Below are 14,204 nucleotides of genomic sequence, written 5' to 3'. Positions count from 1 at the left end.
CCCGGGTCATGCCCCCGCAGTCGAAGCGCAGGCCAGCGTACGGGCGCCGCGCGTGCGCCCCCGCGCACCCTGATGGCCGGTTCTTCGCGCCCGGTGGTGGTGCCGAACACGAACAATGGGGCACGCGCATTTCACCAAGGAACCGGTGCAGGGCGAGTCGAAGGGACGGGCAGTGATCCGGGTGCTTCTGGTGCACGACGCGTGTCTGGTCAGATCGGTCCTTGCGGAGTGGCTGCGCCGGGAACCGGACCTGGGGGTGTTCGACGCCTCGTGGCAGAGCGCGCCCCGCCGTCTGCGATCCGTGCGTCCGGATGTTTGCGCGGCCGACCTCGACTGCTCGGACAGCTACGGCATCCCACCGCTGGGCGACCTCTGCGGACGGGAGGCCGGCCGGACACCGCCCAGGCTCCTCGTGCTGGCCAGCGCGCACAGACCGGGCCTGCTGAAACGGGCCGCCGAGGCCGGGGCGCTCGGCTACGTCGACAAGGAGGGCTCGCCCGAGCAGCTTGTGCAGGGGATCCGGAAGGTCGCCGAGGGGGAACGTTTCGTCGACGACTCGCTGGGCTTCGGCTTCCTCAAGGCCGCCGAGATGCCGCTGACCCGGCGGGAGCTGAGCGTGTTATCCCTCGCCGCCGAGGGAGCCTCGGTGGCGGAGATCGCGGGGAGCCTGCATCTGTCGCACGGGACCGTGCGCAACTACATGGCCGCCATCACCCGTAAGACCGGTGCCCGCAATCGCATCGACGCGATCCGGATCTCGCAGGGCGAGGGCTGGCTCTGACGGCTCGGGCGTCCAGCTGCCGACGAGAGCGCGGTACGACGCCGAGCGGCGTACGAGTTCGTCGTGTGTGCCGTACGCAGTGTGGCGGCCGTCCATGACGAGTACCCGGTCGGCGCGGCGGGCCGAGCTGATGCGGTGCGCGACGACCACCAGGGTGCCGCCCGGCCGCTGGGCGAAGGCCCGCTCCGCCCGCTCCTCGGCCCGCGGGTCGAGGTGGCAGGTCGCCTCGTCGAGCAGGGCGAGCGGGGCGCGCGCGAGATAGGCCCGGGTCAGGGCGACGAGCTGGCGTTCACCCGCGGAGAGCGCCGCCGGATCCACCGTCGCGGTGGGCCCGCCGAGCGCCTCCAACAACGGCAGGAGCCCCACCGCCTTGGCCGCGGCGAGCAGCTCTGCCTCGGGCACGGGGTCCGGCCGCAGATGGCCGAGGTTCTCGGCGAGCGTGCCGGTGAACACGTACGCCTCCTGCGGGATGAGCACCCTGAGCGCGGCGGCCTCGGCCCCGGGCACCGGGTGCCCGCACAGCCGGACGGTGCCGCGCCCCGGTTCCAGCAGCCCGGCGACCAGCGCGGCAAGCGTGGACTTCCCGATCCCGCTCGGCCCCACGACAGCCAGATGGGCACCGGGCGCGAGGGTCAGGTCCAGGTCGTCGATGACGGGGGTCGCGTCGGGGCCGTAGGCGAAGGTGACGGAGGTGAGGGAGAGGACGGGCGGGGCTGCCCCAGGCCCGGCTCCGGTCTCAGGCCCAGCTCCAGCTCCGGTCCCGGCCTCAGCTCCGGTCTCAGCCCCAGCCCCAGCCCCAGCCCCAGACCCAGCCCCAGACCCGGCCCCGATCCCAGCTCCAGTCGCAGCCCCGGCCAGGGAGGACGTTTCCCGAGTCAGGCGTCGCAATACGACCGCCAGCCGTGAGCCACTCGTGCCCAGGCCGTGGACCAGGTTGCGCAGGGCGGGGAGCAGGGACTGGGTGACGTAGGCGAGGGCGCCCACCAGTGCGCCGGCGGTGACGCCGTGCTGGAGGAGCCAGGGGGCGCAGGCGAGGAGCAGGACGATCGGGAGTTGGCCGCCGAGGGCGAGTGAAACCACGCGCAGGACGCCCCAGCGGGCGAGGGAGGAGGCGGCCCGCAGCTCGGTGTCGACACAGATCCCCGTGGTGGCGGCGACCCGTTCCTCCGCACCGGCCGCCGTGATGTCCCGCAGCCCCGGGCAGACGGTGCCGAGCCGGTCGGCCAGCGCCTCGTCGGCGACGAGGAACGCCTCCTGGCGGCGGGCCAGCGGTCGCAGTGTCGCCGCGAACAGGCCGAGACCCGCGGCGAGCGGAGGTCCGACGACCAGCAGGAGCAGCGGGTCGAGCGACACCAGTCCGGCGACGGCGCCGACCGAGGTGAACACGAACGAACGCGACACCATCACCAGCCCGGCGAAGGTGTCCCGTGCGATCTCGACCTGCTGGGTCAGCCCGGACAGGGCCCCGGCGTCCGCTTCCCGTACCCCGCGCGCGACGACCCGCGCGACCAGCCGGTCCCGGAGCGGTTCGACCAGCGCGGCGACCGCGCCGTACACCCGTACCGTGCCGTACGCCCCGACGAGCACGCCGAGCCCGGCCACCCCGAGCCAGGCGAGTCCGATTCCGGGCCGTCCGGCCAGAAACCCCTCGTCCAGGGCGCGGGCGAGGGCGAACCCGGTGAGGAAGGTCTGGCCGGTCTCCAGAACGGACCAGCCGGCCAGGCGTGCCACGACCCGCCACCGGTCCCACAGGAAGCGCAGGCCGCGCCGGTGGACGTGCTCGGTCATGGCTGCTCCCCGTCCGCGAACACCGCCCGGTAGTCACGGATCTGCCACAGTTCCTCGTGCCGCCCCACCGCCCGCACCCGGCCCCCGTCCAGCCAGGCCACCGCGTCCGCGCGGGCGGCCGTGGCGGCGCGGTGGGCGATCAGGAGGCGGGTGCCGGTGTGCGGGCCGCTGCTCACGAGGGCCGCGGTGATGCGGGCCTCGGTCACCGTGTCGAGGCTGGAGAGGGCGTCGTCGAGGATCAGCAGACGGCCGCCGTGGGCGAAGGCCCGGGCGAGGCCGAGGCGTTGGGACTCCCCGCCGGAGCGCGGGGCGTCGGCGACGGCGGTGGCGTAACCGCGGGGCAGGCGGCGTACGAAGTCGTCCGCGTGGGCCGTACGGGCCGCCTCCCGGACGCGGTCGGGGGCGGGGGAGGAGAGGGCGAGGCCGATCTCCTCCTCCACCGTGCCGCCCAGCAGGGCGGGGCGCTCGAAGGCGTGGCCGACGGCCCGGCGCAGTGTGTCGTGGGTGAGTTCACGCAACGGCACGCCGTCGAGCAGCACCTCTCCCGCGTCCGGTTCGGCCAGCCGTCCGGCGATCGCGGCGAGCAGTGACTTGCCCGCGCCCGACCGGCCCACGACGGCGAGCGTCGTCCCGCCGGGCACCACGAGGTCGACTCCGTCGAGCACGCGACGCCCACCGCGCAGGGCGGTCACCCCGCGCAGTTCCAGCCGGCCCGGGCCGGGCGGGAGCGAGCGCTCGCCGTATCCGGGAGCGGGCTCGGCGAGGACCTCGTCGAGCCGGGCGGTCGCCGCCCGGGCCCGGGCCAGGCCCGCGAGATGACCGACCAGGACGCCGACGCCGGTGGCGAGGACCGCGTACCGGGAGGCCGCGAGCACCTCGCCCACCGTCAGCCGGTGCCGGGCGAGCAGCACCCCGGCAACTGCGACCACGCCGAGTTGGAGCAGCGGGGCCACCGCGACGGACCGGCCCGCGGCCCGCCCCTGGACCCGCCACATGCGGTGCCCGGCGTCGGACAGTTCGGGCAACGGCCGCAGGATCCGTGCCGTCTCCCGGTCGGCCGTACCCGCCGCCTCGATGGTGCGGTGGCCGCCCACGGCTTCCGAGAGTGCCTGCGCGATCCGCCCCTGCGCCTGCTGGTAGCGCGTCACGCAGTCCCTGGTGTCGCGGGCGAAGGCGCGCAGCAGCAGCGCCAGCACCGGTGCCCCGGCCAGCAGTACGGCCGCGAGCCACGGGTCGATGAGAGCGAGCGCCACCACGCCGCCGACCGGTCCGGCGAGCGCGGCGAGCAGAGCGGCCCGGGCGGTCGGTGCCGTGCCGGCCTGGGCGGCGTTGCCGACGAGACGCGCGACGAGGTCGCCGGGTCCGAAGCGGGCGGCGGCGCGGGGGCCGACGGTCAGGACATGCCCGGTCAGACGGCGGCGCAGCCAAGCCGTGGTGCGGGCGTCCACCGTGCCGCCCAGCACGGTCTCGCAGGCGTCGAGCAGGGCGAGCAGCACGACGATCGCGGTGCAGTACAGCACCCAGCGGGTGGCTGGGGACTGGGACAGCAGCAGGTCCAGGGTGTGCCCCAGCGCGGCGGGCAGCAGCAGACCGACGCCGGTGGAGGCCGTGCTCACCAGGCACAGGACCACACAGCGGGCGGGGGCCGGGCCGAGCGGCCCGGGGAGCGTCCTGATGGCTTGTGTCATACGGCTCTGGCCCTCACCCCTCGGTTCACCCCTTGGTGTGCGCAGGACCCCGGGCGGCCCCTCCCTCGCGGGAGTGGACCGCCCGGAATCATGGGCGCACGGTGCTCGTCAGAGACAGAGCGTCAGGCTCGCCGCGCTGACACAGGACAGCAGGCTGAGCGTGCTGGCGCCGCCGCCGCCGGTGAGCTCGTCGGACTCCATCGTCTGCAGGTCGAGAAGTGCCATCTCGTTTTCCTTCCTTCGGTGTCGTCCACCCGTGGGGACGGGGTTGGGTCACGGCTCCGTCAAGTCGCGGAACCGCGTATGTGGGGCCGCCCGAGCGGCGGCAGGAACGGCAGGTGAGCGGTGGCCGGGGTGTCGAGGGCCGCGCCGAGCGCGAGCAGGCACCCTGCCGTTCCGGTGCTCAGGTCCATCGACAGCCGCATCATCTGGTGGCCGGGGAAGGCCAGTTGGCCTTGGTAGTCCATCGCGAACCAGCCGAGTCCCTCGATCTGTTCGGCGAGCCGCTCCCGGGTCGCGCCGGGCGTGTCCGTGCGCGCGAGGTGCAGGATCATCCCGGCGCGGCCCTGGAACAGACCGGGCTGTACGTAGAAGCGGCTGGTGGCGGCGGTCAGGATGCCGGCGCGCGCACGCTCGAACTCACCCTCGGAGTCGGCGCCGTGGGCGAGGTAGTCGTCCAGGACCATCCCGATGCCCGCGCTCCCGTCACCGAGGTACGGCAGCGTCCGCCAGCCCTCGTCGACCTCCAGCGAGCCGGTCGGGTGCGTCATACAGCAGTCCAGGTCCCGGCGCAGCGCCACCTCGGCAGCCTTCAACAGCAGTGGCTCTCCGGTCCGTTCGTGCTGTCGCAGCAGGAAGAGCGCGGGCCCGCTCGCCCCTCGCAGCAGCCCGGCCCGACGTCGCTTCGGGCTGTCCGCAAGGGGCTGCGCGAGTCGTCGTACGAGAATGTCGGCGGCTTCGGCGGCACGGTCCAGCAGCTCCGACTCGCCTGTGGTACGGGCCAGTTCGCCGAGCACCAGCCCGAGTCCGGCCAGTCCGCCGTGCAGGTCGGAGGCGAGGTTCTGCCACCGTTCCGCGAGGATCCTCTCGACCAGGTCGAGGGCGCGCTGCCGGTGGCCGAGCCGGTCCAGGACGTGGGCCACGCCCGCGAGACCGTCGTACAGCCCCAGCGGTGTGCCCGTCGGCGGCGGCGCGGTGCGGGCCAGGAGCCAGCGCTCGCCCTCCTCGTACCGCTCGGCGCCGACCGCGTCCAGCGCGTACAGCACTCCGGCCGCACCGTGCGCCAGCCCGAGGCCGCCGCCGTCGTTGAACTGTGTGATGTCGCCGGGGAAGAGCCGGTCATCGCGCTCCGGCGTCGCCGAGGCGAGCAGCGCCTTGACCATCGAGTCGCGGCTGAACGGCCACTCGCCCGGCTCGACGAAGGACGGTGCGGGCGCTGTGGTGCCCCGCGTGATCTCCGCGACCGCCTCGTCCAGGAACTCCCTTGGCACGTCCGGGAACTGACGGATGATCACCTCCGCCAGATGGGCCGCCTTCCCCCGGTCGACCACGAACAGCGTGGTGACCGGCAGGAACAGGGCGAGCCGCAGACAGGCCAGCGCATAGCGGTCGACGTCGGCGCCCGTGCGGTCCGGTGGGGCGAAGAAGCCGGGATGGGCGACCACCTGGCGGCCGTTCTCCTCGACCGGCGCCGCCGCCTCGAAGTCGAGCAGGGACACCGACTCCTCGTCGGGGCCGACCATGATGTTGAAGACGTGCAGGTCGTTGAAGACGATCCCGCGCGCGTGCACCGCCTCCACCGCCCGCTGCACCGCCCCGTGGATGCGTACCGCCCACGCCGTGTACTCGGCCACCGCCTTCGGATCGGGATCCGGGGTGAGCAGCGGATGCCGCTCCGCGAAGAACGAGTTCAGCGGGCGCCCCTGAAGGAAATCCATGACCAGGAACCGGTGGTCGCCGAGCGTGAACCAGTCCCGCACCTCCGGCACCACGCCCGTCCCCGCCACCTGCTCCAGGGCGGACTTCTCCCGCTCCAGGCGGCTGATCGCGTCCGCCCCGTCGGCGGCCAGCCCCGCGTGCGGCCGCCCCTCCTTCAGCACGACCTTGCGCCCGTCCCGGGTGTCGGTGCCCGAGTACACCCCGCCGCCGTTGGAGAAGTGCAGCGCCTTCTCGATGCGGTAGGGCAGTTCGCCCACCGTCGTGGTGTTGCGTGCGGCCAGATGCGGCTCCAGGAAGGCCGGCAGCGTCACCCACTCGGGCACCTGGAAGGACGGCGCCCGCCGGTCCGGCACCCGCTTGCCCTCGCCGTCCACCACCGCCGGCACGAGCGAGCCGCGCTCGTCGACGACGAAGGTCCGCGCGAAAGCGCCGTAGCGGACGTAGAGCGGGCCGTCGTACCACCGCAGATCGGTGAGGATGTACGGCCCCTCGAAGCCCTCCAGGAGCTTGCCGAGCTCGCGCAGCACGACGTGCAGCTGCTCCTCGTCGGCCGGGTAGATCGTGACGAACTTGCCGCTGGTGTCGCGGGCCGCGTACTTGGTGTTGCGCAGATGCAGCAGATGCGGGCTGGGCACGAACTTGAACGAGATGCGCCGGGGCACGCAGTAGTCCCACACGATCGCGGCCACCCGCTCCGCGTTGCCCCGGGTGGCCGAGGCGTGGATCTTCCAGCCCTGGGCCGGACCGGGCACCGGGGCCCCGTCCGCGCCGAGCGGCGTGAGCGTCAGCCAGTCGCCGATCCGCGCCGCGTCCCAGCCCTCCGGCACCTCGCGCCGTGCCGTCTCGTAGCCGAGCCCGGTGCCCGGCGTCCCTGCCGACATACGTTCAGGCGTCTCGTAGAAGTGCCGGTCGGCGAGCGCGTACACCTCGTACCGCTTGTCCATGCGTCCCCCTCCGTGGCCCGACGTCGACACTTCCAGCGGGCCGGCGGGCGCGGACAGTCATGCCTGTCACGAGATCGACGTGCGGAACGCATACGTCAAGAAGTGTTCGGAGGTTTTCGAGCGCGACCCTCGTCGACCCTCCATCGAACGGTCACAGGGGCTGCGCAGGTGTCTCATAAGCGCTGTAATGGCGAACGTGGTCAATGAGGGTGCCGCGGGACGCAGGACGAGGAGTCTGCGCGCCGAAGACGCCCTGAAGGCGCTTGCCGTCGAACCGGACTCGCCCGAGCGGCTGCGCCGGGTCCTGGAGCAGGCGCTCGTCTTCGGCGGAGCCTCCTTCGCCGCCGTGTACACGCCGAGTGAGGACGGCGAGCTGCTGTGCCTGGTCGAGTCCGCCGGCGTGCCCCGGACCCTGTACGGACTGCGCGACGGCTACGCCCTGGCCGGACCGTCCCCGGTCGCCGACGCCCACCGCACCGGCTTACCTCTGTGGCTGGGCCCGGCGGAGCTCGCCGACTGCGCGGAGGCACGGCGCGTGCCGTCGCGGGACTTCCACCTGGCCGTCCTGCCCCTCCACGGCGACGACGGCGGCGGCTGTCTGGCGGCCGTGAGCGAGAGTCCGGGCGGCTTCGACGCCGAGGACCGCGCCTGCCTGCAGCTGATCGCCGAGGCCGTCGCCTTTCCCGCCCTGCCCGCGGCCGCCGAGGGCGGCGAGCTGCCGGCGGGCGCGTTCAGCCTCGCCATGGACACCGGCCGCGTCGAGGTCGGCGACGACATCCTGGAGCTGTTCGGCCTCCGCCCGGACCACTTCGACGGCAAGGTCGAGACCCTGCTGGGCCTGACCGTCCCGGAGGACCTGCCGTCGCTGATGTCCGTCGTCGAGGCCGGCCACATGTCCATCGGCGACCGCGAGCTGGAGTTCCGGGTCCTGCAGCCCAGCGGACCGCCCAAGTGGCTCAGGCTGCGCGGCCGCCTCCTGCCCGGCGGCGAGGGCCACCCGGCCCGCCTCGTCGGCACCGTCGCCGACACCTCCACCCTGCGCGCCGAGGTCACCGACGTGGCCCGCGTCCAGCGTCTGGCCGCCGCCCTCGCCACCGCCGGCACCGTCCGCGACGTCAGCCACGCCGTCGTCACCGCCCTGCGCAAGCCGCTGCACGCCGACCGCATCGCGCTCGCCGAGCTGGAGAACGACCGCCTCGTCGTCACCGTCCTCGACCCGCCCCAACCCGAGTCCTGGCCGCAGCTGTGGCGCACGGAATGGCGTACCGAATGGCCGGACGCGCCGGTCCGGGCCATGCCGACCCTCGCCGCCGCCCTGCGCGAGGGCCGCCCCCAGATCTGGCCCGCCGGCACCCCCCTGGAGCCCGCCCTCGCCGACGTCGGCCCCGGCGGCCTCGCCGTCCTGCCCCTGCCCGCCGGGGGCCGGATGGCCGGCGCCTGCCTGATCGGCTGGGACGCCCCGCACGACTTCGGCCCCGACGAGCGCGCCCTGCTCACCGCCTCCGCCGGCCTCGCCGGCCAGGCCCTCCTGCGCGCCCACGCCGTCGACGCCGAACACGAACTCGTCGGCATGCTCCAGCGCCAGCTGCTGCCCCGCCGACTGCCCCGGCTGCCCGGCGCGAAGGCCGTCGCCCGCTATCTGCCCACCACGGCAGGACTGGAGGTCGGCGGCGACTGGTACGACGTGATCCCGCTGCCCGACAACCACGTCGCCCTCGTCATCGGCGACGTCCAGGGCCACAGCGCGGCCGCCGCCACCCTCATGGGCCAGATGCGCACCGCACTGCGTGCCTACGCCGCCGAGGGGCACCCGCCGGACGTGGTGGTCCACCACGCCAACCGGCTCCTCATCGACATGGAGACCGACCTCTTCGCCACCTGCGCCTACGTCGACGTCGACCTGGAGGAGGGCACCGCCTGGTGCGTGCGCGCAGGCCACCTCCCGCCGGTGCTGCGCCACCCCGACGGCAGCACGGAGATCGCCGAGGCGGAGGGCGGTCCGCCGCTCGGCGTGATGCGGGAGGCCGACTTCCCGATGAGCCCGCTGCGGCTGCAGCCCGGCACCGTGATCGCCCTCACCACCGACGGCCTCGTCGAGTCCGCCGACGCCGACATCGACACCGGAATCGACCGGCTCGCCCACGCACTCGCCCGCTCCGACCCCGCCCACCTCGGCCTCGTCGCCGACGCCCTGCTCGTGGGCGCACGCCGCAGCGACGACGTCGCCCTGCTCCTCCTGCGCTACGAGGGCATGGCCGTGCGCCCACTGCGCGAGAGCTGGACGGTCTGGCGCGTCCCGGAGGCCGTCGGCCACGCCCGCCGCTTCACCCGGCGCACCCTGCGCTCATGGGGCCTGCCGGCGCAGGACATGGACGCCGTCCTGCTCGTCGTCTCGGAACTCGTCACCAACGCCCTCGTGCACACCGACGGCCGGGTCCGCCTCGACCTCACCCTCGTCAACCAGCGGCTGCGCGTGGCGGTCGCCGACGCCTCACCCCGCACACCGGTCAAACCGGCCGGCATCAGCTGGGAGGCCACCGGCGGCCGCGGCATCCTCCTGGTCGAGGCCATGTCGGCGGCGTGGGGGACGGTGCCGGTCAGTGGCGGAAAACAGGTGTGGAGCGAGGTCGCACTGGGCGGGTGAGGCCGATCCCGGTGAACGGCCTGCGGCCCGGCAGTGACGAACAAGCCAAACCCGGCGCCGTCAAATCGGCGTAATCGGGGCTAAGGTGAAGCAGATGAAGGCTCTCGTGCTGTCCGGTGGCGCCGGTACGCGCTTGAGGCCGATCACGCACACTTCGGCCAAACAGCTCGTGCCTGTGGCCAACAAGGCCGTGCTCTTCTACGGGCTGGAATCCATCGCCGCGGCCGGTATCACCGACGTCGGTGTGATCGTCGGTGACACCGCCGCGGAGATCCAGGACGCCGTCGGCGACGGTTCCAAGTTCGGTCTGGAGATCACCTACATCCCTCAGGAACGCCCGCTGGGACTGGCCCACGCCGTCCTCATCGCCCGCGACTACCTCGCCGACGACGACTTCGTGATGTACCTGGGCGACAACTTCGTCGTCGGCGGAATCACCGACCTCGTCGAGGAGTTCCGCGGCAACCGCCCCGACGCCCAGATCCTGCTGACCCGCGTCCAGGACCCGCGCTCCTTCGGCGTCGCCGAACTCGACGACGCGGGACGGGTCATCGGCCTGGAGGAGAAACCGGAGCACCCCAAGAGCGACCTCGCCCTGGTCGGCGTGTATCTGTTCACGCCGGCCATTCACGACGCGGTCCGCGCCATCACACCGTCCTGGCGTGGCGAGTTGGAGATCACCCACGCCATCCAGCACCTGATCGACGCCCGCGCCGACGTGCGCTGCACGGTCATCAAGGGCTACTGGAAGGACACCGGGAACGTCGCCGACATGCTGGAGGTGAACCGCACCGTCCTGGAGGGCCTCGCGCGCCGTATCGACGGCGACGTCGACGACGCGTCGGAGACCGTCGGACGGGTGGTCGTCGAGGAGGGGGCGCGCATCGTCAACTCGCGCATCGTCGGCCCCGCCGTCGTCGGCACCGGCACCGTCGTCGAGGACTCCTACGTCGGTCCCTTCACCTCCATCGCGGAGAACTGCCGTATCACGGACAGCGAGTTGGAGTTCTCCATCGTGCTGCGGGACTCCTGGATCGACGGGGTGGGTCGGATCGAGTCCTCGCTCATCGGCCGGCACGTCGAGGTCACCCCCGCGCCCAGCGTTCCCAGCGCCCACCGCCTCGTCCTCGGAGACCACAGCAAGGTGCAGATCCACACATGAACCTCCTCGTCACCGGCGCCGCCGGCTTCATAGGCTCGACGTACGTCCGCACGCTGCTCGCCCGCGACGCACCGAACGCACCCGGCGCGCCCGAAACACCACGGATCACGGTGCTGGACAAGCTGACCTACGCAGGCACCCTGGACAATCTCGAACTCGGCCACCCCCGGCTGAAGTTCGTGCGCGGAGACATCCGGGACGCCGAGCTGGTCGACAAGCTGATGGCCGAGGCCGACCAGGTGGTGCACTTCGCCGCCGAGTCCCACGTGGACCGCTCGATCGCCGGCGCCGACGACTTCGTCCTCACCAACGTCGTCGGCACCCACACCCTGCTGGACGCGGCCCTGCGCTACGGCGTCGCACCCTTCGTGCACATATCGACGGACGAGGTCTACGGCTCCGTCGAGACGGGTTCGGCCACCGAGGAGGACCCCCTGCGGCCCAGCTCGCCCTACTCCGCCTCCAAGGCCTCCTCCGATCTGCTCGCCCTCGCCTACCACCGCACTCACGGCCTGGACGTCCGCGTCACCCGCTGCTCCAACAACTACGGCCCGCATCAGTTCCCCGAGAAGGTCGTCCCGCTCTTCATCACCAACCTCCTCGACGGCGAGCAGGTCCCCCTCTACGGCGAGGGCCTCAACGTCCGCGACTGGCTGCACGTCGACGACCACTGCCACGCCGTCGAGCTCGTCCGCACCAAGGGCCGCCCCGGCGAGATCTACAACATCGGCGGCGGCACCGAGTTGAGCAACAAGGACCTCACCGCCCTGCTGCTGGAGGCATGCGGCGCCGACTGGGACCGGGTGGAGCACGTCGAGGACCGCAAGGGCCACGACCTGCGCTACTCCGTCGACTGGACCAAGGCCCGCACCGAACTCGGCTACCGGCCCCGCCACGACTTCGCCGCGGGCCTCGCCGCCACCGTCGCCTGGTACCGCGACCACCGCGCCTGGTGGGAACCCCTCAAGCGACGCGTCGGTGAGGAGCACGGATGAGGTGGCTGGTCACCGGCGCGGGCGGCATGCTCGGCCGCGACCTGGTCGAGGAACTCCTCGCCCGCGGCGAGCAGGTGGCCGGCCTCGGCCACGCCGCCCTCGACATCACCGGCGCCGACGCCGTCGACCGCGCCCTCGCCGCGTACCGCCCCGACCTGGTCGTCAACTGCGCCGCATACACGGCCGTCGACGACGCGGAGCAGGACGAGGAGCGCGCCCTGCGCATCAACGGCGACGGACCGGGCCTCCTGGCCCACACCTGCACCGCGTACGAGGCCCGCCTGATCCACCTCTCCACCGACTACGTCTTCGCCGGCGACGCCCGAACCCCCTACGCGGAGAACCATCCCACCGCCCCACGCACCGCCTACGGCCGCACCAAACTCGCCGGCGAGCGGGCCGTACTGGACGAACTGCCGGCGTCCAGCGCCATCGTGCGCACCGCCTGGCTGTACGGCGTCCACGGCCGCAGTTTCGTCCGCACGATGATCGAGCTCGAGGCGAGCCGCGACACCGTCGACGTCGTCGACGACCAGCGCGGCCAGCCCACCTGGACCGCCGACGTCGCCGCGACGATCGCCGACCTCGGCCCGCGCGTCGGCGTCGACGCGACCGGCATCCTCCACGCCACCAACTCCGGCGAAGCCACCTGGTACGACCTGGCCCGCGAGGTGTTCCAGCTGCTAGGCGCCGACCCCGACCGGGTGCGCCCCGTCACCAGCGAGGCCTTCCCCCGGCCCGCGCCCCGCCCCGCGTACAGCGTCCTCGCACAGGGCCGTCGGCAGCGGCTCGGCCTCGCGCGAGCGCGCGACTGGCGCACCGCTCTGCACGAGGCACTGCCCCGGATCCGCAAGGAGACCCTTCGTGAAACGCCATGAGTTCCTGAGGGAACTGCACAAGGTCAGCGGCAACCGCAACTACCTGGAGATCGGCGTCAACGACGGCCGCAGCCTCAGACTCTCCCGCGTCCCCACCGTCGCCGTCGACCCCGCCTTCAAGGTCGTCACGGAGATCCGCTGCGACGTCCACCTGGTCAAGGCCACCAGCGACGACTTCTTCGCCCGCGACAACCCGCTCATCCACCTCAAGGGCGGTCGTCATCCCTTGCGCAACCTGCGCCGCGGGCGCAGTCCGTTCGGGTACTGGCGGCGTACCGTCCTCGACCTGTCGTTCATCGACGGCATGCACCTGTTCGAGTACGCGCTGCGGGACTTCATCAACATCGAGCGGCACTCCGACTGGGCCAGCGTGATCGTCTTCGACGACATGCTGCCGCGCAACGTCGACGAGGCGGCTCGCGACCGGCACACCGGTGCGTGGACCGGTGACGTGTACAAGATCGCCGAGATTCTCGGCCGGTATCGTCCTGATCTGGTGACCGTGCTCGTCGATACGGAGCCCACCGGGCAACTCGTGGTGTTCGGTGCCGATCCTCGCAGCACGGTGTTGCGGGATCGGTACGACGAGATCGTGGCCGAGTACGAGGTTCCCGATCCGCAGAAGGTCCCCGAGACGATCCTGGACCGGGCCGGTGCGGTGGCGCCCGAGGCGCTGCTCGGGGCGGGCTTTTGGCGGCCGTTGACGCGGGCTCGCAGGCTGGGTGTCGGACGGTCGCGGGGGTGGGAGGCGTTGCGTACGGCGGTTGAACGGTTCACCGGGTAGCGCCCCTAAGGGGCGCGCAGCTGGTCGTAGTAGGCCCTGCACGTCTCGTACGACGGGAGTAGGCCCGCCCGTTCGGCCTCGGCCAGTGACGGCGCCTGCGCGTCCTTGGGGGAGAGAACCGGCGGGATGTGTTCGGGCCAGGCGATGCCCAGGTCGGGGTCGAGCGGATGTACCCCGTGTTCGCGCTCCGGGGCGTAACCCGTCGAGCACAGGTAGACCACGGTGGCTTCGTCGGTGAGGGCCATGAAGGCGTGGCCGAGGCCCTCCGCGAGGAACACGGCGTGGTGGCTGTCGTCGTCGAGGCGCAGGGCCTCCCAGCGGGCGAAGGTGGGGGAGCCGACGCGGAGGTCGACCACCACGTCGAGGACGGCGCCGCGCAGACACGTCACGTACTTGGCCTGGCCGGGCGGCACGTCCGAGAAGTGCACGCCGCGCAGTACGCCCCAGCGGGAGACCGAGCAGTTCGCCTGCGCCAGGGACAGGTCGTAGCCGGTGGCCTCGCGGAACTCCGCACCCCGGTACCACTCATGGAAACTGCCCCGGTCGTCAGGGAAGACCTTGGGCTCCAGCGCCCACGCGCCTTCGATGCCGAGCGATCGCAT

Annotated in this window: 10 protein-coding genes and 1 pseudogene; 6 read left to right on the top strand and 5 right to left on the bottom strand. The window is 72.6% G+C overall.

Features of this window, described 5'->3' with window-relative positions; genetic code table 11:
* Positions 1-115 precede the first annotated feature (115 nt).
* Positions 116-697: pseudogene (locus tag EHO50_RS37075) on the top strand (LuxR C-terminal-related transcriptional regulator); the annotation flags it as partial.
* On the opposite strand, the gene EHO50_RS45920 reads toward EHO50_RS37075, so the two are convergent.
* The 4 genes from EHO50_RS45920 to lanKC all read right to left on the bottom strand — a co-directional run bounded on the left by EHO50_RS45920 (position 620) and on the right by lanKC (position 7,139).
* Complete coding sequence (locus EHO50_RS45920; RefSeq protein WP_128435689.1) at positions 620-2,569, bottom strand: ATP-binding cassette domain-containing protein; 1,950 nt, start codon at positions 2,567-2,569, stop codon at positions 620-622. The pseudogene EHO50_RS37075 and the gene EHO50_RS45920 overlap by 78 nt on opposite strands.
* The gene (locus tag EHO50_RS37065) at positions 2,566-4,257 is read right to left on the bottom strand and encodes an ABC transporter ATP-binding protein (protein WP_128435687.1); all 1,692 of its coding nucleotides are present in this window, start codon (positions 4,255-4,257) and stop codon (positions 2,566-2,568) included. The genes EHO50_RS45920 and EHO50_RS37065 overlap by 4 nt, the downstream gene beginning before the upstream one ends.
* 108 nt (positions 4,258-4,365) lie before the next feature.
* Complete coding sequence (locus tag EHO50_RS37060) at positions 4,366-4,482, bottom strand: SapB/AmfS family lanthipeptide (RefSeq protein ID WP_128435685.1); 117 nt, start codon at positions 4,480-4,482, stop codon at positions 4,366-4,368.
* Positions 4,483-4,541: 59 nt separating this feature from the next.
* Positions 4,542-7,139 (bottom strand): class III lanthionine synthetase LanKC, encoded by a 2,598-nt coding sequence (gene lanKC, locus EHO50_RS37055; protein ID WP_128435683.1) that lies wholly within the window; start codon positions 7,137-7,139, stop codon positions 4,542-4,544.
* Between the two features lie 187 nt (positions 7,140-7,326).
* Here lanKC and EHO50_RS37050 point away from each other — a divergent pair, with 187 nt between their 5' ends.
* The 5 genes from EHO50_RS37050 to EHO50_RS37030 all read left to right on the top strand — a co-directional run bounded on the left by EHO50_RS37050 (position 7,327) and on the right by EHO50_RS37030 (position 13,602).
* On the top strand, positions 7,327-9,783 hold the full coding sequence (locus tag EHO50_RS37050) for a SpoIIE family protein phosphatase (protein WP_128435681.1): 2,457 nt from the start codon (positions 7,327-7,329) through the stop codon (positions 9,781-9,783).
* 94 nt (positions 9,784-9,877) lie between these two features.
* Positions 9,878-10,945 (top strand): glucose-1-phosphate thymidylyltransferase, encoded by a 1,068-nt coding sequence (locus tag EHO50_RS37045; protein WP_128435678.1) that lies wholly within the window; start codon positions 9,878-9,880, stop codon positions 10,943-10,945.
* Positions 10,942-11,940 (top strand): dTDP-glucose 4,6-dehydratase, encoded by a 999-nt coding sequence (gene rfbB, locus EHO50_RS37040; RefSeq protein WP_128435676.1) that lies wholly within the window; start codon positions 10,942-10,944, stop codon positions 11,938-11,940. Before EHO50_RS37045 ends, rfbB begins: the two co-directional genes overlap by 4 nt.
* Positions 11,937-12,818 carry a dTDP-4-dehydrorhamnose reductase gene (gene rfbD, locus EHO50_RS37035; protein ID WP_128435674.1) on the top strand — a complete coding sequence of 294 codons (882 nt, stop codon included), beginning with the start codon at positions 11,937-11,939 and terminating at the stop codon, positions 12,816-12,818. Before rfbB ends, rfbD begins: the two co-directional genes overlap by 4 nt.
* On the top strand, positions 12,805-13,602 hold the full coding sequence (locus EHO50_RS37030; RefSeq protein ID WP_128435672.1) for a class I SAM-dependent methyltransferase: 798 nt from the start codon (positions 12,805-12,807) through the stop codon (positions 13,600-13,602). The genes rfbD and EHO50_RS37030 overlap by 14 nt, the downstream gene beginning before the upstream one ends.
* 5 nt (positions 13,603-13,607) lie before the next feature.
* Here EHO50_RS37030 and rfbC read toward each other — a convergent pair whose 3' ends face one another.
* Positions 13,608-14,204, bottom strand: a complete 597-nt coding sequence (gene rfbC, locus EHO50_RS37025; protein WP_128435670.1) for a dTDP-4-dehydrorhamnose 3,5-epimerase — start codon at positions 14,202-14,204, stop codon at positions 13,608-13,610.

Origin of the sequence: Streptomyces cyaneus (assembly GCF_004028635.1) — a bacterium.
Lineage (GTDB): Bacteria > Actinomycetota > Actinomycetes > Streptomycetales > Streptomycetaceae > Streptomyces > Streptomyces cyaneus.
This window is presented reverse-complemented; position numbering and strand designations above follow the sequence as displayed.

Excerpts from the sequence above, each read along its gene's own strand:
- EHO50_RS45920 (WP_128435689.1), bottom strand. The coding sequence starts at position 2,569 with ATGACCGAGCACGTCCACCGGCGCGGCCTGCGCTTCCTGTGGGACCGG.
- EHO50_RS37065 (WP_128435687.1), bottom strand. The coding sequence starts at position 4,257 with ATGACACAAGCCATCAGGACGCTCCCCGGGCCGCTCGGCCCGGCCCCC.
- EHO50_RS37060 (WP_128435685.1), bottom strand. The coding sequence starts at position 4,482 with ATGGCACTTCTCGACCTGCAGACGATGGAGTCCGACGAGCTCACCGGC.
- lanKC (WP_128435683.1), bottom strand. The coding sequence starts at position 7,139 with ATGGACAAGCGGTACGAGGTGTACGCGCTCGCCGACCGGCACTTCTAC.
- EHO50_RS37050 (WP_128435681.1), top strand. The coding sequence starts at position 7,327 with ATGGCGAACGTGGTCAATGAGGGTGCCGCGGGACGCAGGACGAGGAGT.
- EHO50_RS37045 (WP_128435678.1), top strand. The coding sequence starts at position 9,878 with ATGAAGGCTCTCGTGCTGTCCGGTGGCGCCGGTACGCGCTTGAGGCCG.
- rfbB (WP_128435676.1), top strand. The coding sequence starts at position 10,942 with ATGAACCTCCTCGTCACCGGCGCCGCCGGCTTCATAGGCTCGACGTAC.
- rfbD (WP_128435674.1), top strand. The coding sequence starts at position 11,937 with ATGAGGTGGCTGGTCACCGGCGCGGGCGGCATGCTCGGCCGCGACCTG.
- rfbC (WP_128435670.1), bottom strand. The coding sequence starts at position 14,204 with ATGCGATCGCTCGGCATCGAAGGCGCGTGGGCGCTGGAGCCCAAGGTC.